General features: G+C 69.4%; 22 protein-coding genes. 6 read left to right on the forward strand and 16 right to left on the reverse strand.

From position 1 onward, the window contains the following. From NPA30_RS17930 to NPA30_RS17945, 4 genes are all read right to left on the reverse strand, one after another. A partial coding sequence (locus NPA30_RS17930) for a CHASE3 domain-containing protein (protein WP_256804162.1) occupies window positions 1-915 on the reverse strand: 915 nt, incomplete at its 3' end. A 330-nt stretch (window positions 916-1,245) separates the two neighbouring features. After that, the gene (locus tag NPA30_RS17935) at window positions 1,246-1,650 is read right to left on the reverse strand and encodes a Fur family transcriptional regulator (RefSeq protein WP_256804163.1); all 405 of its coding nucleotides are present in this window, start codon (window positions 1,648-1,650) and stop codon (window positions 1,246-1,248) included. Next, window positions 1,647-2,456, reverse strand: coding sequence for a metal ABC transporter permease (locus NPA30_RS17940; RefSeq protein ID WP_256804164.1), 810 nt, complete (start codon window positions 2,454-2,456; stop codon window positions 1,647-1,649). Before NPA30_RS17940 ends, NPA30_RS17935 begins: the two co-directional genes overlap by 4 nt. Beyond that, window positions 2,449-3,339 carry an ATP-binding cassette domain-containing protein gene (locus tag NPA30_RS17945; protein ID WP_306228996.1) on the reverse strand — a complete coding sequence of 297 codons (891 nt, stop codon included), beginning with the start codon at window positions 3,337-3,339 and terminating at the stop codon, window positions 2,449-2,451. Before NPA30_RS17945 ends, NPA30_RS17940 begins: the two co-directional genes overlap by 8 nt. Window positions 3,340-3,439: 100 nt before the next feature. On the opposite strand from NPA30_RS17945, the gene NPA30_RS17950 reads away from it, so the two are divergent. Then, window positions 3,440-4,357 (forward strand): zinc ABC transporter substrate-binding protein, encoded by a 918-nt coding sequence (locus NPA30_RS17950; RefSeq protein ID WP_256804165.1) that lies wholly within the window; start codon window positions 3,440-3,442, stop codon window positions 4,355-4,357. A 233-nt stretch (window positions 4,358-4,590) separates the two neighbouring features. Here the strand turns inward: NPA30_RS17950 and NPA30_RS17955 are convergent, their stop codons facing one another. After that, window positions 4,591-5,337: a cell wall hydrolase gene (locus NPA30_RS17955; RefSeq protein WP_372338856.1), complete on the reverse strand. Its 747-nt coding sequence runs from the start codon at window positions 5,335-5,337 to the stop codon at window positions 4,591-4,593. Window positions 5,338-5,538: 201 nt separating this feature from the next. After that, window positions 5,539-6,360: a VOC family protein gene (locus NPA30_RS17960; protein ID WP_256804166.1), complete on the reverse strand. Its 822-nt coding sequence runs from the start codon at window positions 6,358-6,360 to the stop codon at window positions 5,539-5,541. A 171-nt stretch (window positions 6,361-6,531) separates the two neighbouring features. Here NPA30_RS17960 and NPA30_RS17965 point away from each other — a divergent pair, with 171 nt between their 5' ends. Continuing rightward, entirely contained in the window at window positions 6,532-7,431 is a 900-nt protein-coding gene (locus NPA30_RS17965; RefSeq protein WP_256804168.1) for a sugar kinase, read from the forward strand. Between the two features lie 31 nt (window positions 7,432-7,462). Here the strand turns inward: NPA30_RS17965 and eutC are convergent, their stop codons facing one another. Continuing rightward, complete coding sequence (eutC, locus tag NPA30_RS17970) at window positions 7,463-8,263, reverse strand: ethanolamine ammonia-lyase subunit EutC (RefSeq protein ID WP_256804170.1); 801 nt, start codon at window positions 8,261-8,263, stop codon at window positions 7,463-7,465. A 3-nt stretch (window positions 8,264-8,266) separates the two neighbouring features. Continuing rightward, on the reverse strand, window positions 8,267-9,628 hold the full coding sequence (locus NPA30_RS17975) for an ethanolamine ammonia-lyase subunit EutB (protein ID WP_256804173.1): 1,362 nt from the start codon (window positions 9,626-9,628) through the stop codon (window positions 8,267-8,269). Window positions 9,629-9,793: 165 nt separating this feature from the next. Between NPA30_RS17975 and NPA30_RS17980 the strand changes: the two genes are divergently transcribed. Further along, window positions 9,794-10,786 (forward strand): ring-cleaving dioxygenase, encoded by a 993-nt coding sequence (locus NPA30_RS17980; protein WP_256804175.1) that lies wholly within the window; start codon window positions 9,794-9,796, stop codon window positions 10,784-10,786. A 51-nt stretch (window positions 10,787-10,837) separates the two neighbouring features. Here the strand turns inward: NPA30_RS17980 and NPA30_RS19575 are convergent, their stop codons facing one another. The 6 genes from NPA30_RS19575 to NPA30_RS18015 all read right to left on the reverse strand — a co-directional run bounded on the left by NPA30_RS19575 (window position 10,838) and on the right by NPA30_RS18015 (window position 14,248). Then, window positions 10,838-11,500, reverse strand: a complete 663-nt coding sequence (locus NPA30_RS19575) for a cold-shock protein (protein ID WP_306228997.1) — start codon at window positions 11,498-11,500, stop codon at window positions 10,838-10,840. 160 nt (window positions 11,501-11,660) lie between these two features. Next, window positions 11,661-12,050 carry a response regulator gene (locus NPA30_RS17995; protein ID WP_256804177.1) on the reverse strand — a complete coding sequence of 130 codons (390 nt, stop codon included), beginning with the start codon at window positions 12,048-12,050 and terminating at the stop codon, window positions 11,661-11,663. Between the two features lie 94 nt (window positions 12,051-12,144). Then, window positions 12,145-12,609, reverse strand: coding sequence for a chemotaxis protein CheW (locus tag NPA30_RS18000; protein ID WP_256804180.1), 465 nt, complete (start codon window positions 12,607-12,609; stop codon window positions 12,145-12,147). A 22-nt stretch (window positions 12,610-12,631) separates the two neighbouring features. Next, window positions 12,632-13,471 carry an Hpt domain-containing protein gene (locus NPA30_RS18005; RefSeq protein ID WP_256804181.1) on the reverse strand — a complete coding sequence of 280 codons (840 nt, stop codon included), beginning with the start codon at window positions 13,469-13,471 and terminating at the stop codon, window positions 12,632-12,634. Between the two features lie 109 nt (window positions 13,472-13,580). Then, window positions 13,581-13,946, reverse strand: coding sequence for a response regulator (locus NPA30_RS18010; RefSeq protein WP_256804183.1), 366 nt, complete (start codon window positions 13,944-13,946; stop codon window positions 13,581-13,583). After that, window positions 13,943-14,248 (reverse strand): STAS domain-containing protein, encoded by a 306-nt coding sequence (locus NPA30_RS18015; protein WP_256804184.1) that lies wholly within the window; start codon window positions 14,246-14,248, stop codon window positions 13,943-13,945. The genes NPA30_RS18010 and NPA30_RS18015 overlap by 4 nt, the downstream gene beginning before the upstream one ends. 462 nt (window positions 14,249-14,710) lie before the next feature. On the opposite strand from NPA30_RS18015, the gene NPA30_RS18020 reads away from it, so the two are divergent. Then, on the forward strand, window positions 14,711-15,358 hold the full coding sequence (locus NPA30_RS18020; protein ID WP_256804185.1) for a DUF2161 domain-containing phosphodiesterase: 648 nt from the start codon (window positions 14,711-14,713) through the stop codon (window positions 15,356-15,358). 62 nt (window positions 15,359-15,420) lie between these two features. Here the strand turns inward: NPA30_RS18020 and NPA30_RS18025 are convergent, their stop codons facing one another. Together NPA30_RS18025 and trhO are read right to left on the reverse strand one after the other, a co-directional pair. Continuing rightward, entirely contained in the window at window positions 15,421-15,819 is a 399-nt protein-coding gene (locus tag NPA30_RS18025; protein WP_256804186.1) for a (R)-mandelonitrile lyase, read from the reverse strand. A 56-nt stretch (window positions 15,820-15,875) separates the two neighbouring features. Continuing rightward, the gene (gene trhO / locus NPA30_RS18030) at window positions 15,876-16,796 is read right to left on the reverse strand and encodes an oxygen-dependent tRNA uridine(34) hydroxylase TrhO (RefSeq protein WP_256804187.1); all 921 of its coding nucleotides are present in this window, start codon (window positions 16,794-16,796) and stop codon (window positions 15,876-15,878) included. 167 nt (window positions 16,797-16,963) lie between these two features. Here trhO and ilvD point away from each other — a divergent pair, with 167 nt between their 5' ends. Both ilvD and NPA30_RS18040 read left to right on the forward strand, forming a co-directional pair. After that, window positions 16,964-18,793, forward strand: coding sequence for a dihydroxy-acid dehydratase (gene ilvD, locus NPA30_RS18035; RefSeq protein WP_256804188.1), 1,830 nt, complete (start codon window positions 16,964-16,966; stop codon window positions 18,791-18,793). A gap of 23 nt (window positions 18,794-18,816) precedes the next feature. Then, window positions 18,817-18,990, forward strand: a complete 174-nt coding sequence (locus tag NPA30_RS18040; protein WP_256804189.1) for a hypothetical protein — start codon at window positions 18,817-18,819, stop codon at window positions 18,988-18,990. The last annotated feature ends 204 nt before the right edge of the window (window positions 18,991-19,194 follow it).

A 19,194-nucleotide genomic window follows, 5' to 3' on the forward strand; every position in this document is an offset into this window, starting at 1 on the left:
GCCCGTCTCGATGTCGTGCACGAAGGCCGACAGCTCCTCCGCCTTGGCATGCTCGGCCGCCATCTGGCGCTCCCGCTCGGCCGTCTGCGCCTCGCGCGCCGCCTTGGCTTCGGCCTCCAGGCGGTCGCGCTCGATCGCCGCCTGCTTGAAGGTCTCGACCGCCCCGGCCATCGCGCCGATCTCGTCCCTGCGGTCGGCACCGGCGATGGCGACGGCCTTGTCGCCGCCGGCGAGACGCCGCATCGAGGCCGCGAGCCCGTTGATCGGCCGAGCGATGCCGCGGCTGAGGAGGAAGCCGAAGCCGATGGCCATGGCAAGGATCAGCGACAGGCCGATGACGAGGATGCTGTCGGCCATGTGGTTGGCGCTTTCCTGCGCGTCCCAGGCCTCCTGCACCGCCTTCTTCTCGTTGTCGAGAAGACCGTCGAGGATGTTCTCGGCCGGCTCGATGAACTTGTCGGCGGCGCCCGAGGTCAGGATTTCCAGCGCCTGCGGCACCGTCACGTCGCTCGACGCGTAGCGGATCACCGGATCGGCGATGTTGCTCTGCCATGCGTCGACGGCAGTGCGCAGATCCTTCATCTGCGCGACGATCGCCGGATCGTTCTGCGAAGTCGCGGCGATCTCGTCCATGCTCTTCAGCATGGCATCGTAATGCTTGCCCTTCACGCGGCTCGAGAAGTACTCGTCATGCGTGATGAAGAAGCCGCGCAGCGAATTCTCCTGCCGGGCCAGCGCAAAACGGGCCTCGATCGAGGCCGTCGCCATCGCAGCGTGCCTGCGGCTGATGTCCTCGTAGGCCTCCGTGCTCTTCTTGTAGTAGTACACCGTGCCGCCCATGGCACCGGACAACGCGACGAGCGCCGTGAAGGCAATGCCGATCTTCTTGGAGATCCGCAGATCCATGAATTTCATGTTGGCGGCCCTTACTCTGCACAGGAGGGAGAACACGATGGCGCTCGCGATCGCGCTGCGATCCCGACCGGCACACCCTGACCTTAGGGCCGAAGTTCTAAACACTTCTTATTCAGTGCGCTCATGATCTCAGTGATCGCAGCTTTTTTTGACGCCGAGGAAGTAAGATCTACATAGCAAGCCATCACTCTACTTAAGAGCGCGACTGCTCGCATTTTAGCGACTTCCGCGTGTGAACGCCGCGCCGAGGCACGCGCACGTGCGTTCGCCTCCCGCCGCGGGGGCCGCGTGCGGGGCAAGACGGTCGGAGCGCCCGGCTGCGGCTCGGCGTCAGGCGCCCGCCGCGCTGCAGGCCCGGCAGAGCCCGCTGAGCTCGATGGTCGTCTTCGCCGGCTTGAACCCGGCACCGGCGGCCCAATCCCGCAGGCCTGCAGCGGCCGCGGGCGCGGCGAATTCACGCACGTCGCCGCAGGTCTGACAGATCGCGAAGGCCACGAGGCTCTCGCCGTGGTCGTGGTGCGGGTGAGAGCAGGCCACGAAGGCGTTGATGCTCTCCAGCCGATGCACGAGGCCGAGGGCGAGAAGCTTCTCGAGCGCCCGATAGACCTGCAGCGGCGCCCGGAAGCCCTCCCCGCGCAAGCGGTCGAGGATGGTGTAGGCGCTGAGCGGCGCTTCGGCCGCCTGCAGCGCGTCGAAGACGAGGCCCTGGTTGCGGGTGAGCTTGACCTCGCTCATCGCATCGCCTCCGCGCGGCGCAGGCCCGGGAGCGGCAGCAGGCTGAGGAGAAACAGGCCGAGCGCAGCGACCACAATGGAGGGACCCGACGGCGTGTCGTAGTGCAGCGAGCCGTAAAGGCCGCCGGTCGCCGCGACGGCCCCGATCAGCGCGGCGGCGACGGCCATCTGCTCCGGCGTCGTCGCCAGCCGCCGTGCCGCCGCAGCCGGGATGATGAGCAGCGAGGTGATCAGGAGGATCCCCACGATCTTCATGGCAATGGCGATGACGAGCGCCATCAGCAGCATGAAGAGGACGCGCGCCCGCTCCGGGCGAAGCCCCTCGGCGGCAGCGATCTCCGGGCTCACCGTCGAAGCGAGGAGCGGTCGCCACAGGAGCGCTAGACCGGCGAGCACCACGGCACCGCCGCCGTAGATCGCGACGAGATCAGCCTTCGAGACCGCGAGGATGTCGCCGAACAGGAAGCCCATCAGGTCGATGCGCACCCAGCTCATGAAGCCGACGAGGACGAGGCCGAGCGCCAGCGTCGCGTGCGACAGGATGCCGAGCAGCGCGTCAGTCGAAAGCGCCTGGCGCCGCTGCAGAAGCAGGAGCAGCACCGAGACCATCGTCGCGACGAAGAAGACGCCGAACATCGTGTCGGTGTCGAAGAACAGCGCCAGCGCGATCCCGAGCAGCGCCGAATGGGACATCGTGTCCCCGAGATAGGCCATCCGCCGCCAGACCACGAGACAGCCGAGCGGTCCGGCGGTGGCTGCGACGCCGATCCCGGCCAGGAGCGCGCGCACGAAGAAGTCGTCAAGCATCGGTCGCCTCCGCCTGACGCGCGTCTTCGGATCGGGCTCCCGCCCGCGCTTCTGGGTGCGCCGGCGGGGCCCCCGGGCCGCCCTGCCCCGCGCCGTGCTCATGGTGATGCCCGTCGCCGGCATGGCAATGGCCGGTGACGCTGCCGTCGCCGTGCCGCACCCGACCGTCCGGCAGATGCTCGTGGTCGTGGCGATGGCGGTAGAGCGCGAGGCCCTCGGCGGCGCGCGGACCGAACAGGCGCAGATAGTCCGCGCTGCCGGCCACGGCCTCCGGCGTGCCCCGGCAGCAGACATGGCCGTTGAGGCAGATCACCGTGTCGGTGGCGGCCATCACCATGTTGAGGTCGTGGGAAATCAGGAGCACCCCGCAGCCGGTGCGATCGCGTGCCGCGCGGATCAGCGCGTAGAATTCCGCCTCGCCGGCGACGTCGACGCCCTGCGCCGGCTCGTCGAGGACGAGGAGGTCCGGCCGTCGCACGAGTGCGCGGGCGAGCAGCGCCCGCTGGAACTCGCCGCCCGACAGGTGCTGGACCTGCGCCTCGAGATGGCCGGACAGTCCGACCTCGGCGAGGGCCGTGGCGATGGCCGAGGCCGGCTGCCGCCCGCTCAGGGTCATCAGCCGCCGAACGGTGAGCGGCAGCGTCCAGTCGATCGCGAGCTTCTGCGGCACGTAGCCGACGGTCAGGTCTGGCCGCCGCAGCACCCGCCCCGCATCAACGCGCAGCACGCCGATGGCGGCCTTGGCGGTGGTGGTCTTGCCCGCTCCGTTCGGCCCGACCAGCGTCACGATCTCGCCGGGCGCGACCGACAGGTCGACGTCGCGCACCAGCCACCGACCGCCGCGCCGGACGCCGACGCCCTGCAGCGTGATCAACTGCTCCATCCAAAAAATCTCCAAGGCAGGCTTGCACGCCGCTTATGCCAGACGTTATAGCGTAACACAACGGCCGTTACGTTGTAACATAAACATCTGGAGCATCCGAATGTCGAACTTCCTCCGGTCGGCGGCCTGTGCGGCCGCCCTCTTCGTCGCAAGCAGCGCCCATGCCGCGCCCGACGTCGTGGCGTCGATCAAGCCGCTGCATTCGCTCGTCGCCGCCGTGATGCAGGGGATCGCCGAGCCCGGCCTCATCGTCACCGGCTCCGCCTCCCCGCACGAATACAGCCTGCGCCCCTCGGATGCGGCGACGCTGCAGAAAGCGGACCTCATCTTCTGGATCGGCCCGGACTTCGAGCATTTCCTCGTCAAGCCGCTGGAGACTTTGGCGCCGACCGCCGGCGCCGTCGCGCTGGAACGGGCGGCGGGGATCCATCTCCTGGCACCGCGCAAGGGCGGCACCTTCGAGCCGGACGCGGATGGCGACCACGACGACGAGGGGCCGGTGGACGGCCACCTCTTCCTCGACCCGGAGAACGCGAAGGCGATGGTCGACGCGATCGAGATGCGCCTCGCCGCCGCCGACCCGGAGAACGCGGCTCGGTATCACGCCAATGCTGCGGCGCTACGGATCCGCCTCGACCAGCTGATCGCCGGCGTCGCCGCCGAGTTGGCGCCGGTGGCGGATCGCTCCTTCATCGTCTTCCACGACGCCTATCACTACTTCGAGGAGCGGTTCGGCGTTCGCGCGGCCGGATCGATCACCGTCGAGCCGGACGTCACGCCAGGAGCGCAGCGGCTGGCCGCGATCCGGGCGAAGGTGCAGGAGCTCGGCGCCACCTGCGTCTTCGCCGAGCCGCAGTTCCACTCGCGGCTGATCGACACGGTGGTCGACGGCACCGCCGCCCGCACCGGAATCCTCGATCCGGAAGGCACGGCGCTCGAGCCGGGTGCGGACCTTTACGCCACGCTCATCCAGGGGCTTGCCGACAACCTGCGGGACTGCCTCGCATCGGAAGGCTGACACGGGCGGCGTCGGCGACCACGCCGACGCCCCTCATCCGCCTGCCGCGACCGTCTCCCCGGAAGGGGCAAAACCCAAGCGTCGCCGCAGTGCCCTCCTCCCAGAGCGCTCCGACTCTGCGGCGCCTGCCGGCGGGTGCCATTCCTCTCCCGCATGCGGGAGAGGGTGGACGCGAGCGCCAGCGAGCGGACGGGTGAGGGTTCGACCGCGCGGCCGGCCGCGGTGCCAGGCGGTCAGTACCCGCCGCTGCGGGCGATGACCTCTTCGATGCTGAGCGGCGCCAGGCGCGCGGCGGGCGCGCCCGACGGCGGCGCGAGGCGCGCCACCCTGGGCGTCGCCGGTGCCGGCGTCACGCTGCGATAGACCGTCACCGGCTGCGGCGCAGCGACCAGAACCGGCTGAAGCTGCGGCTCGGGCGGGCGCGCCAGCACCCGGGACTGCGGCGCCACCGAAGCCGGCACCACGGCCACGGGCACGGCCGCATCCGACCAGCCATCGAAGATCGACTCCCGCGCCGGCCGGTGCGCTGCCGCATATTCACGCGTTCCCGGCGTCACCGAGGCCTGGCTGGCCGTCGCGTCCTTGCGCTTCTCGTAGAACGCGTTGCCGCCCGCGACGAGCACGTAGTGCATGTTCGTGTAGGGATAGCTGTAGCCGGCGGTGTGGAAGAAGGCGGCCTTGCGCACTCCCGGATGCCGCTTGCCCCGCAGCACCTCGGCCGCCATCCGGAACGCCAGATCCTTGCCGGCCTCCATGCTGCGGGTCATCACTCCGGGAGCGAACTGGTTGGGCTGGCCGACGACGGAGCAGACGTCGTTGGGAAATTTCGGCGAGTTGACCCGGTTCATCACCACGGTGCCGACCGCCAGCATCCCGTCTTCGCTCGAACGGTTCGATTCGAAATACATGGCGCGCGCCATGCACTCCCGCTCGCTCATCACCGGCATGTGGGCGCAGGCACCGAGCAGTGCGAGAAGCACCAGGGCCGCCATGCGGAGGCAAAACGAGAGATGCCGTGGAGCGACCATGTCCGCTTCCGAAACAACGCGTTACCACCCCTTATTGCGCTCTCCGTCTTAAGATTGCGTTCAGCACGACGAGCCGCCTCGCCGACGCGCCGCACCGGCCCTCGGCCTCGCGCTTCGGCAGCAAAGCCCTCACCTGATGAGACACTTCCGCCGTCAGGCGTGCGACCGCAGCACGATCGCGGTGCCCCAGGGATCCTCGATCCGCGCCTCGACAGCGGCCTCTTCGAAGCTGTTTCGCGCCGCCAGCGCCGCCCAGGATGCGGCGTCGCATGCGACGACCTCGACGCAGGCCAGCCCCGCCACTCCAGCCGTCCGCTTTCCGGCTCCGCGGCTCGCCCAGCTGTTGGCGCCGAGATGATGGTGATAGCCGTCGCTCGACAGGAAGACGGCGCCGGAGCGGCGATGCGTCACCGCCAGTCCCAGACGCTCCCGGTAAAAGCGTTCGGCCTCGCCCGTGTCACCGACCTTGAGGTGCGCGTGGCCCACGCTCGTTCCATCCGGCGCCCCGCGCCACGGACCGGTCGCGGTCGCGACGAGCGCGCGGACGTCGAGCGGCCGCGTCGTCATGTGGACACTGCCGCCCTCCCATCGCCACGTCTCGCGCGGCGCATCGGCATAGATCTCGACGCCGTTGCCGTCCGGATCCGAAAGGTAGACGGCCTCGCTGACGGCGTGGTCCGACGCGCCCTCGATCGCGACGCCGCCTTCGACGGCGTGGAGCATCCAGGCGGCGAGGTCGGCGCGGCGCGGCAGCAGAAACGCCGTGTGGAAGAGGCCGGCCGCATCGGGTCGCGCCGGCGCGGCGGATCGATCCTCCCGCAGCTCGACCAGCACCGCACCGCCGGCCCCCAGGGCCTGGCGTCCGGGCGCGCCTTCCAACCTCTGCAGGCCCACGACGTCGCGATAGAAGGCTGCGACCTTCTCGAGATCGCGGACGGTGAGGACGACGCGGCCGATGCGCAGAGACGGTGTCATGGACGACCTCCGGGATGAGGGTTTCCGCTGACAGTGATCCGTTCGCACCCAGGATGGAAAGCCGAGAATGCTTGACGCTCCGTCGCCACTTTTTGCGACCGCCCCCGCGACAACCCCGAGCGAAGCGCATAGAGGCTGCGGCGACGGAGTTTCTCGGGCGGGGCGGGGTCGATGACGAGCGGAACGGTGGTTGCTGTCGGCGAGTGCATGGTCGAATTGTCGTCGGCCGAGGGCGGGCTGTACCGGCGTGGCTTCGCCGGCGACACCTTCAACACCGCCTGGCACCTGCGCCGGTCGCTGCCGGCCGCCTGGACCGTCGGCTATGCGAGCGCGGTCGGCGACGATCCGCTGTCGGACGAGATGCTGGCCTTCATGCAGGACGAAGGGATCGGCACCGAGCTGGTGCGGCGCCTGCCCGGCCTCGCGCCCGGCCTCTACATGATCCATCTCGAGGGGGGCGAGCGCAGCTTCTCCTACTGGCGCAGCGCCAGCGCCGCCCGACGGCTCGCCGACGACGCGGCGCACCTCGGACGGATCACGGCTGCGGCCGATGCGCTCTACCTTTCAGGCATCACCCTCGCCATTCTCGACGATGCCGGGCGGCAGACGATCGTTGACAGGATGGCGGCGGCCAAGGCCGACGGACGCCTGGTCGCTTTCGACCCGAACATCCGGCCGCGCCTCTGGACGGACGCGGCACAGATGCGCAGCTGGATCGAGCGCGGCGCCGGCGCCGCGACGATCTGCCTGCCGAGCTTCTCGGACGAGGCGACCGTTTTCGGCGACCCCGATCCGGCCACCACCGTCCGGCGCTACCTGGCGCTCGGCGCCGCGGAGGTCGTCGTCAAGGACGGCGCTGAAGCCGCGCTCGTCGATACCGGTGAAGGCACCGTCGCGGTGCCGGCCGAACGGGCCGTGGCCGTCGTCGACACGACAGGAGCCGGCGACTCCTTCAACGCGGCCTATCTCGCCGCGCGACTGCAGGGGGCCGCTCCGGTGGATGCCGCCGCCGCAGGACACCGGCTGGCAGCGCGGGTGATCGGCCGCCACGGGGCGCTCGTGCGCGACTGAGGTCGACGGAGCCGGCCCAAGGCTCCTCGCATCACGTCGAGCCGCCGTCTCCCGCCACAAGCGGCGCCGGTTGTGCTGCCTCGATCAGCGTCTCGTCATCCTTCAGCCGGGTGCCGCCGAAGCCGAGGCTGGCGGCCCGTCCGGCGAGCCGGCCGAGCTTGCGGCCGGCGGCCTCCGGCGCGATGCCGCCGGGCCGGATGTTCGAGACGCAGTTGCGATCGGCGTCGGTCCGCCCCGGTCGCGGCCCGAAGGTGAGATAGGCGCCGAGGCTGTCGGCCGCCGAGAGGCCCGGACGCTCGCCGACGAGCATCAGCGCCAGGCGGGCGCCGAGCGCCTCACCGATGGGATCCGACAGCGCCACCCGCCCCTGCTCGGCAAGCACCACGGGCGCAACGCGCCAGTCCTGCGGGACAGCCGCGAGGACGCTGAGCGCGGTGCCGACCGCCCAGCGGTTGACGGCCGTCGCCGACAAGCCGTCGGCGACGATCAGCACGAGGTCGCATCCCCCCTCGGCGCGCTCTTGCGCGAGCCGGTCGCGCGACGCCGCGCTGAGCCGCCGGCCGAGGTCGGGCCGCCGCAGATAGGTCGCGCGGTCGCCCGCCAGGCTTTCGATCCGGATGCTACGCCGTCCGGCTGCCGTGAGCGCCCCGGCCACCCCGTCGAGATCGAAGCCGGTGTGCACTGCATCGCGCGCCTTGGCATGAGCTTCGGCAAAGTCGAGGTGGACCGCCGTCGGCTGGCCCGCACCGAAGCGGCCGAGCCCGATCCGTGCCTCGGTGAAGCGGCGCAGGGCGCGCAGCGGAGAAACCGGAGCGGGCGGCTTCTCGTCCATGGCTCAGGCCGCCGCCAGAAGGCCGGCACGGGCGATCAGGGCGCCGGCGTCGTCCCGAGCGGCAAGGCGTCCGGCGGCGTCGAAGATCCCCTCCCCGGAGAGCCAGGCTTCGAACTCCGGTGCCGCACGCAGGGACAGCACGTCCCGGACATAGGCCGCGTCGTGGTAGGAGGTGGACTGATAGTTCAGCATGATGTCGTCCGAGCCGGGCACGCCCATCACGAAGTTGACCCCGGCGACGCCGAGCAGCGTCAACAGGTTGTCCATGTCGTCCTGGTCGGCCTCGGCATGGTTGGTGTAGCAGACGTCGACGCCCATCGGCAGGCCGAGAAGCTTGCCGCAGAAGTGGTCCTCCAGCCCGGCGCGGGTGATCTCCTTGCCGTCATAGAGGTATTCGGGGCCGATGAAGCCGACCACCGTGTTGACGAGCAGCGGGTCGAAGGCCCGGGCGACGGCATAGGCGCGGGCTTCCATCGTCTGCTGATCGACGCCGTGATGGGCGTCCGCCGAGAGCGCGGAGCCCTGTCCGGTCTCGAAGTACATCACGTTGCGTCCGACCGTGCCGCGGTTCAGCCCGAGTGCCGCCTGGTGGGCCTCCGCCAGCATCGCGAGAGAGATGCCGAAGGACCGGTTCGCCGCCTCCGACCCGGCGATCGACTGGAACACGAGATCGACCGGTGCGCCGCGCTCGATCGCCGACAGCGCCGTCGTGACATGGGCGAGGACGCAGGACTGGACGGGACAGCCGAGCTTCAGCCGCAGCGTCTCGATGAGCTCGAGCAGGCGAATCATCGCATCCGGGCTGTCGGTCGCGGGGTTGATGCCGATGACGGCGTCGCCGCAGCCGAACTGGAGCCCGTCGAGGATCGAGGCGGCGACACCCTTCGGGTCGTCGGTCGGGTGGTTCGGCTGGATCCGCACCGAGAGCCGGCCCGCAAGCCCGATCGTCGTGCGGAAACCGGTGACGACCCGCCGCTTGCGCGCCACCGCGATCAGATCCTGGTTGCGCATCAGCTTCGAGACGGCCGCCACCATCTCGGGCGTGAGCGCCCATTTCAGCGCTGCGATGCCCGCGTCGGTCGCCGCGTCCGACAGCAGCCATTCGCGCAGCTCGCCGACGCTCCAGCCGGCGATCGGCCGGAACGCCTCGCGATCGTGCTGGTCGAGGATCAGCCGCGAAACCTCGTCGTCTTCGGGCGGCACGATCGGCGCAGCGAGGATCTCGTCGAGCGTGACCTCCGCCAGGCGGCGCTGCGCCCGCACCCGCTCCTCCTGCGTCTGCGCGGCGAGTTCGGCGAGGAAGTCGCCCGAGCGCGCCGGCGACGCCTTGGCCAGAAGCGCGCGCAAATCCTCGCAGCCGATCATCGCGGGTCTCCCTCAGCGGCCACCGGCCTGCATCCGCGTGCGACGGCGGCCGCCGTCGATGCAGCCGGATGCAGGCCGCGTCCACCCAATTGACCAGATCGCCGCGAACCCGTCTATCTCTTGCGCAGGGCGCCGCAGATCCACGGCGCGGTCGGGAGCGGCGACATGCAGGGCAGCGGTATCCATCACGTGACGGCGATCGCGGGCCAGGCGCGGCGCAATCTCGACTTCTACACCCGCGTGCTCGGGCTGCGGCTGGTGAAGAAGACGGTCAACTACGACGATCCCGGCGCCTATCACTTCTACTACGGAGACGCCGAAGGCAGCCCCGGCAGCCTTCTGACGCACTTCCCCCTGGAGCACGTGAATGCCGGTCGCTCCGGCGTCGGCGCGGTGCATGAAACGGCCTTTCGGGTCGCCGCGGGCGCCCTCGGCTTCTGGCTGCACCGCTTCCTCGAGACCGGGGTCGTTTGCGAACCCGTCGAAAAGCGCTTCGGCGACACCGTCCTGCCCTTCCATGATCCGGACGGGCTGCGGCTGGCGCTGGTCGCCAGCGCCGAGGCGGGCGGGCGCGGCGACGAGGGCGCGTGGACGGGGCGCCCGATCGCGGCCGACCAGGCGATACAAGGCCTGCATGGCGTCACGCTGCTCGTCGCCGACGCGGCACCCACGGCCGCCATCCTGACCAACGTCTTCGGGTTCCGTGCCGAAGACAGGGACGGAAGCCTCACGCGCCATCGAGTGGAGGGTGTCGGGCCGGGAAGCGTCGTCGACCTGCGCGGCGCCGGCGACTTCCTGAAGGTGCGCCCGGGCGCCGGCACGGTGCACCACCTCGCCTTCCGCGCCGCCGACGACGCGGCTCAGGCGGAGATGGTGCAGCGGCTGAAGACCGACCACGGGATCGTCACGACCGAGCAGAAGGACCGCAGCTACTTCCGGTCGGTCTATTTCCGCGAGCCCGGTCACATCCTGTTCGAGATCGCCACCGACGCGCCGGGCTTCACGGTCGACGAGGAAGCCGCCGCGCTCGGCCGGACGCTGAAGCTGCCGGCCGCGCTGGAGGGCCGGCGGGCGGACATCGAGAAAAGGCTGCCCGCCCTCTCGGACGACCAGCCTGCGATCTCGGCCGACCCGGCGACCGGGCCTTCGGCGGACTGAGCCGCACGGAGCCGGCCGAGCCGGCTCCACTCACGGCACTGGGCTATGCTCTCAGAGCGGACGCAGGCTGCGGGCTTCGCGGCCCTTGGCGCCCTCGAAGTAGCGCACCGACACACGCTGGCCTTCGGCGAGAGACGTCAGTCCCGAGCGGTTCAGCGCCGTGGCATGGACGAACACGTCCTTCTCGCCGCTGTCGAGCCCGATGAAGCCGAAGCCCTTGTCCGGGTTGTACCACTTCACCGCGCCTTCGCCCTCGACCTCCGGGCCGCCGGCTGCGCTTGCGCCGCCGCCACCCTGGCGGGGGCCGGCGCCCATCGGGGCACGGGCCGGCCGCGTCGGCGCGGCTTCGGTCTCGTCGATGTCGAGGATCTCGGTCACCTGCAGGCCCTTTTGCGCCTGGATGATCCGCACCGACATCTTGGCGCCCTCGCCCACCGTCGCCTTGCCGGCCGCCTCGAGCGCGCGGATGTGAAGGAAGGCCTGCGATCCGTCATCGGCCTGCACGAAGCCGAACCCCTTGTCGGGGTTGAACCACATCACCTTGACGTCGATGGGTAGCGTGTTGCCGCCGCCACTGGCCGGAGCCATCGGGGCCGCCGGCCGCTGCTGGAAGTAGCTCGGCTCGGAGGAACGGTCACGGTCACGCGGAGCCGACCGGTCGTCATCGTCAAATCCACGGCGGCGTGGCTCGCGAAAGTCTTTGTACTTACCCATGCATGTCTCAGTTGGAAGGCCTACAGAAGTCTCCTTTTACCCGCAATAACGGTTTTCCTCAATGGTGGTGAAGGCCAAGAAAGCGATTATCTTGGCCCTGCCCCTTGTGCGCCGCACCAGGTGCCCCATGGCGCGCACGCGTCGGGCCGGCGCGCGGCCGTCAGCCGAGCTTCCCGACGACGGCCTCGATGGTCTTCTGCAGCACCGGCACGTTGACCGGCTTGACGAGGAAGTTGTTGACCCCGAGCGCCGCCGCCTTCTGGACCAGCTCCTTGTCGCCCTTGCCCGTCAGGATGATGAACGGCGTCTTCTTCGTCGGCGGATAGCTGCGGATCGCCTTCAGGAGCTGCAGCCCGTCCAGCTTCGGCATGTTGAAGTCCGAGATGATGATGTGGCACGGCGTCGTCATCATCGACTTCAGCGCCTCCTCGCCGTCAACGGCGAACACCACGTTCTCGACACCGATCTGCTGCAGCGCGTCGCGGATCAGCATGCGGCTCGTACGCTGGTCATCCACGATCAACACCTTCAGATGCTGCTTGAAGGACATCTCGGGTTTCCTTTTCTGGGGTTGCCGCAGAGACAGGCCCGCATGCGGTCCCTGCTCTCCGGGCAACGTCGTGTACCGTTTTAGCTCAACCCACTCAGGCTGCCATCTCGGTTCGCGGCAGGACGTCGTCGAGCGAAAGCTGCGAGATCATCCGTCCGTCGATCGCCATCACACCGCGGACGAAGCTGCGGGCGAGCTCCGAGGACACCTCGGGCGTCGGCTGCACTAGATCATCCGTGACCGTTAAAATATCCGATACCGCGTCGACGAGCAGCCCCATCATCTGGCCCTGCACCATCACCACGATGATCACCGAGCGGGCCGTCGGCTCGGTCCGGCCGAAGCCGAGCCGGGACGCCAGATCGACGATCGGCAGCACCGTGCCGCGCAGATTGATCACGCCGCAGACGAAGGACGGCGTGTGCGGCAGCGGCGTCGCGAAAGCGAAGCCGCGGATCTCGCGCACCTGGATGATGTCGACGCAGAAGTCCTGATCGCCGATGCAGAAGGCGATCAGTTCGCGCACCTCGCGCACGTCGCCCGGATCGATCTCGCTCATCGCTCCCTCGCCAGCCGCCACCTCAGTTCACCGCTTCCGCCTGCATCCGGGCGAGCAGCGCCGCCATCTCCGGATCCTCGACGCCGCCGAGCGCGTCGGCCGCGTCCCCGGCCTCGACGATCTCCTCGACGTCGAGGTCGCAGTCCCATTCGGCGAATTCGAACACCTGACGGATCCCCGCCTCGCCAGCCTCGGTGTGCAGGTCGATGCTCCAGGAGAGGTAGGACTCCTCCGGCTTCAGCTCGCCGAGCAGCGGGATGGCGGCAGCGTCGCAGCGGACCTCCGCGCGCCCGAGTTCGCAGAGATCGCGCAACAGCCGCGCGCTCTCATTGGCGCGCTGGTAGAGCTCTGCCTGGGGACGGAAGGTCACCCGAAAATGCTTCTCGCCGCCGAGATCGTCGAGATCGATGGCGACCGGCGTGAAGCCGAACTCGGCCATCAGGTCGGCGCCCTCGTCGGCGCCGGCGGGTCGGACCGGCTCGGCCGCCGCTTCCGGCTTGGTCAGGGCGGTCATCGTCTTCAGTTCGTCGGTGAGGCCGCTGGTCTCGCGCGAGGCCGCCGAGAGCCGTGCCAGCGCATCGGCGGATCGGCGGATCAGCGACACCGCGTCCGCCGTCATCTGCTGGCGTTCGGCGCGGATCTCGCCGAGCAGGCCCTCGAAGGTCTTGGCGTATCCCGAGAGTTCGTGGAGATCGAAGGCGGCGGCGCCACCCTTGATCGAATGCACTGCGCGGTAAGCGGTGTTGACCGTCTCGGCGTCCCCTTCGTCGCGCTCGATCAGCGCGAGGGCGTCGCCGAGTTCCTTCAGCTGCTCGTCGCACTCCTCGAAGAAGGTCGCGCGGATTTCAGCCATCGTGTCCATGCATATCCTCCGCCGTCATGGCTCAGGAGAGGCGCGCGATCGCCGCGGCGCCAGCGTCGGTTCGATTGACGGGCGGCCGGGCGTGCCGCCCGGCCTCGTTCGCCAGGGCTCAGGCCGCGACCCGCATGATCGCGGCGACCAGCTTGGTCGGATCGAAGGGCTTGACGATCCAGCCGGTGGCGCCGGCGCGGCGCGCCCGCGCCTTCTTCTCCGCGTCGCTCTCGGTCGTCAGCACCAGGATCGGGATCGCACGCTTCGTCCCGTCCTTGCGGATCTCCTCGATGAACGTCAGACCGTCCATCCGCGGCATGTTCACGTCCGTGATGATCACGTCCGGCTCGCAGCCCTGCAGGACTTCGATCCCGTGCACCCCGTCTTCCGCCTGGATCACGTTGAACCCGGCGTCATGCAGCGCCCGCTTCAGCATCTCGCGCATCGTCCGGCTGTCGTCCACCGTCAGAATGGTCTTGCTCATTGCAGGACTTCCTTCTCGAGCAGCTGCTCCACCGACAGACCGAGAAGCTTCAGGCCATCCTCGAAGGCATCCGAGGGGGCGGCGAGCTCGAGCGGCTGGCCATCGGCCTTCCACGTCGCCACCGCCGACAGGAGCACCTGCAGGCAGAGGCCGCCGACCTGCTCGACCTTGGAGGCGTCGAGCGCCACCGCCTCGCCGCGCAGCGACGACAGTTGCTCGGCCAAAGGCGTTGCCGCCTTGATATCCAGAACGGCGGGCAGCTCGACCGCCACACCCTCGGATGGAGACATCGCTTCAGACATCCAGTTCCTCCAGCCTCGACGGCTGCTCTACCGGTTCAAAACTTCTGGCTCGGGACGCGCACCGTCGGCAGCGGCCGGCCGTGCCGCCGCGCGTATCCGTCCAGCCGGCCTCCCGAAGAGGCAGACATCGAAGGAAACGGTCAGCGATACTGACGACTGCAGTTGTCGTTACACGTCACATCCACGACCATCGCCGCATCAAGTGAAGATTGAATTGATAGATGCTCAGACGCTTCTTTAGCCTCAACAAAGTCTTGTCGACGGGCACCCCGCAGACTGTCTCATGCGCCGGCCCGGTCGGGCCGGCGGAGCCCGCAGCGCCAGCGCCGCGCCCCACGGGCATTCCGAACGGGTGTGGAATCGGTCTAAGTCGGCAGCGATGGGCAACCGAGCGGGGCGGCGGCGCTGGAATATCTACTCTACGAGCCGGTCAAACGCTTCCTCGAGGGCTGCGGCTACACGGTGAAGGGCGAGGTCGGCGGCTGCGACCTCCTCGGGCTGGCGGAGGGTGAGCCGCCGGTCGTGGTGATCTGCGAGTTGAAGCAGAGCTTCAGCCTCGAGCTCCTGCTGCAGGGTGTCGACCGGGCCAGCGCCGCGGACGAGATCTGGCTGGCGGCGCGCCTGTCGAAGCGCGGCAAGGGCCGCGAGAGCGACGCGCGCTTTCGCAACTTGTGCCGTCGTCTCGGCTTCGGCCTCCTCGGCGTCACCGCCGCCGATGCGGTCGAGGTGCTGTTGTCGCCGGACGCCCCGATGCCCCGACGCGATCCGAAGCGACGGTCACGCCTCGTCGCAGAGCATCGCCGGCGTCGCGGCGATCCGACCGCCGGCGGTGGCAACCGGTCACCGGTGATGACCGCCTACCGCCAGCAGGCACTCGCATGCGCGGCGATGCTCGCCGAGGCGCCGCTGCGGCCGCGCGATCTGAAGCCGCAAGCGCCGGACGCCGCGAAGATCCTGCAACGCGACGTCTATGGCTGGTTCGAGCGGATCGAGCGCGGCTGGTACGGGCTGACGCCGGCAGGGCGCGCCGCCCTGGAGCGCTGGCCGCAGCCGCAACGGGACGGTGGCGTCCCGCGCCAGACGGACACCGGTGGCGCCGAGCAGCTCTGAAGCGTGCAGGCGCCCCGGGCGGCCATCCCGGCCGAACCCGCCGAGGAGCCATGGCGGCCGCCTCACCCCGCCGCGTACTGTGCGTCGGTCACCGGCTCCAGCCAGTCGATCGCGCGGCCGCCGTCGCTCTCCTGGATCGCGACATGCGACATCGCCGTCTTCGGGCCGGCGCCATGCCAATGTTTCTCGCCCGGCGGGATCCAGACCGTGTCGCCTGCGCGGATGGTTTCGACCGGCCCGCCCCAGAACTGCACGCGGCCGCAGCCGCTCGTCACATACAACGTCTGGCCGAGCGGGTGGGTGTGCCAGTTGGTGCGCGCGCCCGGCGCGAATTGCACCAGCGCCGACTGGACCCGGGCTGGCGCCGGCGCGTCGTTGATCGCCGTGCGCAGCACCTCGCCGGTGAACCAGTCGGCCGAGGCACGCACCGTCGGCGTCTCTCCACAGCGCGTGATCGTCATCGCATCCTCCCTTGTTTCCTTCACGCTTCAGCAGAGCAACGAGCGCGGTCGGTGGTCTATGCCGCTGCCTCTCCGTCCAGCTCCGACGCGTCGTCCCCGGCCTCCCGCGCCTCGATCTGCCGGTGACGTGCGCGCAGGCTGCGGGCCTTGTCCGGCGTCAGCCGGTCGATGCAGTGGCGGCAGGACACCCCCGCCTCGAAGGAGGGCTGCGACAGATCCTCGGCGGTCAGCGGGTACCCGCAGCCGAAGCAGCGGTCCCAGGCGCCCTCCTCCAGCCCGTGTCCGACCGCGACGCGGTTGTCGAAGACGAAGCAGTCGCCCTCCCACAGACTCTCCTCGGCCGGGACGTCCTCCAGATACTGCAGGATGCCGCCCTTGAGGTGAAAGACGCTCTCGAAGCCTCTGGCGAGCATGAAGGCCGAGGCCTTCTCGCAGCGGATGCCGCCGGTGCAGAACATGGCGACCTTGCGGTGTCTGGCCGGATCGAGCGCGCGGTCGACATAGTCCTTGAACTCGGTGAAGGAGCCGATGCACGGGTCCACCGCGCCGCGGAAGGAGCCGACCAGCGTCTCGTAGGCGTTGCGCGTGTCGAGAACCAACACCTCCGGGTCGGCGATCAGCGCGTTCCAGTCCGCCGGCGCGACATGCGTACCGACGCGCACCGCCGGGTCGGCCTCGGGCGCGCGCATGGTGATGATCTCCGGCCGGATGCGCACCTTCAGCCGGCCGAACGGCCTATCGTCGGCGCGCGAGAACTTCAGCTCGCCCTGGCGAATGCCGAGCCGCCGGTCGAGCGTCTCGATCACCGGGTCGAGATCCGCTCCGGCCGCCGCGATCGTGCCGTTGATCCCCTCCTCGGCGATCAGGAGCGTGCCGCAGACCCCGTGCGCCTCGCACAGCTCGAGCAGGTCCCGGCGCAGCGAGGCCAGATCGGACAGGCGGACGAAGCGATAGAGGGCGGCGACCGTGTAGCTCATGGCACGCGCTTGTAACGCACGCGGTCGCGCCTGCAAGGCGCCCCTGTCGACGGGCCGGACAAATGGGCGTATGTCCCTTCGGTTAACGTCAAGGAGAAGCGCGAGACGTCCCGGCACCGCCCTTGCAAGCCGCCGGAGCGAGCCCGCCAGCGTTCAGGAAACTGCTCATGCCCGCCTACCGCTCCCGCACCACCACCCACGGCCGCAACATGGCCGGCGCCCGCGGCCTGTGGCGCGCCACCGGCATGAAGGACGACGACTTCGGCAAGCCGATCATTGCGGTGGTCAACTCCTTCACCCAGTTCGTGCCGGGCCACGTCCACCTGAAGGATCTCGGCCAGCTGGTCGCGCGCGAGATCGAGGCGGCGGGCGGCGTCGCCAAGGAGTTCAACACCATCGCGGTGGACGACGGCATCGCGATGGGTCACGACGGCATGCTCTATTCGCTGCCGTCGCGCGAGATCATCGCCGACTCGGTCGAGTACATGGTCAATGCACACTGTGCCGACGCCATGGTCTGCATCTCCAACTGCGACAAGATCACGCCCGGCATGCTGATGGCGTCGCTGCGTCTCAACATTCCCGTCGTCTTCGTCTCGGGCGGTCCGATGGAGGCCGGCAAGGTCGTCTGGGCCGACCAGGAGAAGAAGCTCGACCTCGTCGACGCGATGGTCGCCGCCGCCGACGACCGCGTGTCGGACGAAGAGGTGCAGGTGATCGAGCGCTCGGCCTGCCCGACCTGCGGCTCCTGCTCGGGCATGTTCACCGCCAACTCGATGAACTGCCTGACCGAGGCGCTCGGTCTGTCGCTGCCCGGCAACGGCTCGACACTCGCCACCCATGCCGATCGCAAGCGCCTGTTCGTCGAGGCCGGCCACCTGATCGTCGACCTCGCCCGGCGCTACTACGAACAGGACGATGCGTCCGTGCTGCCGCGCTCGATCGCGAGCTTTGCCTCCTTCGAGAACGCCATGACGCTCGACATCGCGATGGGCGGCTCGACCAACACGGTGCTGCACCTCCTCGCTGCCGCGCACGAGGGCGAGGTCGACTTCACCATGGCCGACATCGACCGGCTGTCCCGCCGCGTGCCGGTGCTGTGCAAGGTCGCTCCGGCCGTCGCCAACGTGCACATGGAGGACGTCCACCGCGCCGGCGGCATCATGGCGATCCTCGGGGAGCTCGACCGCGCCGGCCTCCTCGACACCTCCGTCGGCTGCGTCCACGCCGAGAGCATCGGCGACGCGCTGGAGCGCTGGGACGTGATGCGCACCGGCAGCCAGTCGGTCGCCGACTTCTACCGCGCGGCGCCGGGCGGCGTGCCGACCCAGGTCGCCTTCAGCCAGGAGCGCCGCTTCGACGCGCTCGACACAGACCGCGAGGCCGGCGTCATCCGTGACCTCGAGCACGCCTATTCCAGAGACGGCGGGCTCGCCGTCCTCTACGGCAACCTCGCCGAGGACGGCTGCATCGTGAAGACCGCCGGCGTCGACGCCTCGATCCTCACCTTCGCCGGGCCGGCCCGGATCTTTGAGAGCCAGGACGCCTCGGTGAAGGCGATCCTGTCGAACCAGATCAACCCCGGCGACATCGTGCTGATCCGCTACGAGGGACCACGCGGCGGTCCCGGCATGCAGGAGATGCTTTATCCGACGAGCTACCTGAAGTCGAAGGGCCTCGGGAAGGCCTGCGCCCTCGTCACCGACGGACGCTTCTCGGGCGGCTCGTCGGGCCTCTCCATCGGCCACGTCTCGCCGGAAGCGGCCGAGGGCGGCGCGATCGGCCTCGTCGAGGAGGGCGACCGGATCGAGATCGACATCCCGAACCGGCGCATCCACCTCGCCGTCGACGACGCCGAGATCGCCCGCCGCCGCGAGGCGCAGGATCAGAAGGGCTGGCACCCGGCCGAGGAGCGCAAGCGCCAGGTGTCGACCGCGCTGAAGGCCTATGCCAAGCTCACCACCAGCGCCGCGCGGGGCGCCGTGCGCCAGGTCTGAGAGCCGTCATCGAGGCGAGTGCGGTGAACCTGATTGATCCCGTCGCGACGGAACTTGCCAAGCTCACCGCGACGTTCGTCAACTCCATAGCCGCCGGTCTTGCGATCGTCGGCGGAGTAGGACCGGTCGGGAACGCGCTGAACCTCACGTCGACGGCCACGGATCTCGTTTGGCTCCTCGTGGCGAGCTGCCTTTGAATTGGAGCGGCCCTGTCTCTACACTTGGGAGCAAGAGCCTGCCTTCGAAGGGAGTTGCGCAAATGAGCGACGCAAAGATGTGGCTCATGTTGTTTCCAGCGGTCAGCTTGACCATCGTCGGCGTCAGCGTCCTGCTTGTCACGAGCTGGCAGTCGGACCGCGAGGCGCGCAAGCGCAAGTGAGACGGTCGGCGCGCTGACCCTC

It is taken from the genome of Mangrovibrevibacter kandeliae (assembly GCF_024519155.1).
GTDB classification, from domain to species: Bacteria; Pseudomonadota; Alphaproteobacteria; order Rhizobiales; family Rhizobiaceae; genus Mangrovibrevibacter; species Mangrovibrevibacter kandeliae.

Coding starts and splice junctions, on each gene's coding strand:
- NPA30_RS17935 (WP_256804163.1), bottom strand. CDS start 1,650: ATGAGCGAGGTCAAGCTCACCCGCAACCAGGGCCTCGTCTTCGACGCG.
- NPA30_RS17940 (WP_256804164.1), bottom strand. CDS start 2,456: ATGCTTGACGACTTCTTCGTGCGCGCGCTCCTGGCCGGGATCGGCGTC.
- NPA30_RS17945 (WP_306228996.1), bottom strand. CDS start 3,339: ATGGAGCAGTTGATCACGCTGCAGGGCGTCGGCGTCCGGCGCGGCGGT.
- NPA30_RS17950 (WP_256804165.1), top strand. CDS start 3,440: ATGTCGAACTTCCTCCGGTCGGCGGCCTGTGCGGCCGCCCTCTTCGTC.
- NPA30_RS17960 (WP_256804166.1), bottom strand. CDS start 6,360: ATGACACCGTCTCTGCGCATCGGCCGCGTCGTCCTCACCGTCCGCGAT.
- NPA30_RS17965 (WP_256804168.1), top strand. CDS start 6,532: ATGACGAGCGGAACGGTGGTTGCTGTCGGCGAGTGCATGGTCGAATTG.
- eutC (WP_256804170.1), bottom strand. CDS start 8,263: ATGGACGAGAAGCCGCCCGCTCCGGTTTCTCCGCTGCGCGCCCTGCGC.
- NPA30_RS17975 (WP_256804173.1), bottom strand. CDS start 9,628: ATGATCGGCTGCGAGGATTTGCGCGCGCTTCTGGCCAAGGCGTCGCCG.
- NPA30_RS17980 (WP_256804175.1), top strand. CDS start 9,794: ATGCAGGGCAGCGGTATCCATCACGTGACGGCGATCGCGGGCCAGGCG.
- NPA30_RS19575 (WP_306228997.1), bottom strand. CDS start 11,500: ATGGGTAAGTACAAAGACTTTCGCGAGCCACGCCGCCGTGGATTTGAC.
- NPA30_RS17995 (WP_256804177.1), bottom strand. CDS start 12,050: ATGTCCTTCAAGCAGCATCTGAAGGTGTTGATCGTGGATGACCAGCGT.
- NPA30_RS18000 (WP_256804180.1), bottom strand. CDS start 12,609: ATGAGCGAGATCGATCCGGGCGACGTGCGCGAGGTGCGCGAACTGATC.
- NPA30_RS18005 (WP_256804181.1), bottom strand. CDS start 13,471: ATGGACACGATGGCTGAAATCCGCGCGACCTTCTTCGAGGAGTGCGAC.
- NPA30_RS18010 (WP_256804183.1), bottom strand. CDS start 13,946: ATGAGCAAGACCATTCTGACGGTGGACGACAGCCGGACGATGCGCGAG.
- NPA30_RS18015 (WP_256804184.1), bottom strand. CDS start 14,248: ATGTCTGAAGCGATGTCTCCATCCGAGGGTGTGGCGGTCGAGCTGCCC.
- NPA30_RS18025 (WP_256804186.1), bottom strand. CDS start 15,819: ATGACGATCACGCGCTGTGGAGAGACGCCGACGGTGCGTGCCTCGGCC.
- trhO (WP_256804187.1), bottom strand. CDS start 16,796: ATGAGCTACACGGTCGCCGCCCTCTATCGCTTCGTCCGCCTGTCCGAT.
- ilvD (WP_256804188.1), top strand. CDS start 16,964: ATGCCCGCCTACCGCTCCCGCACCACCACCCACGGCCGCAACATGGCC.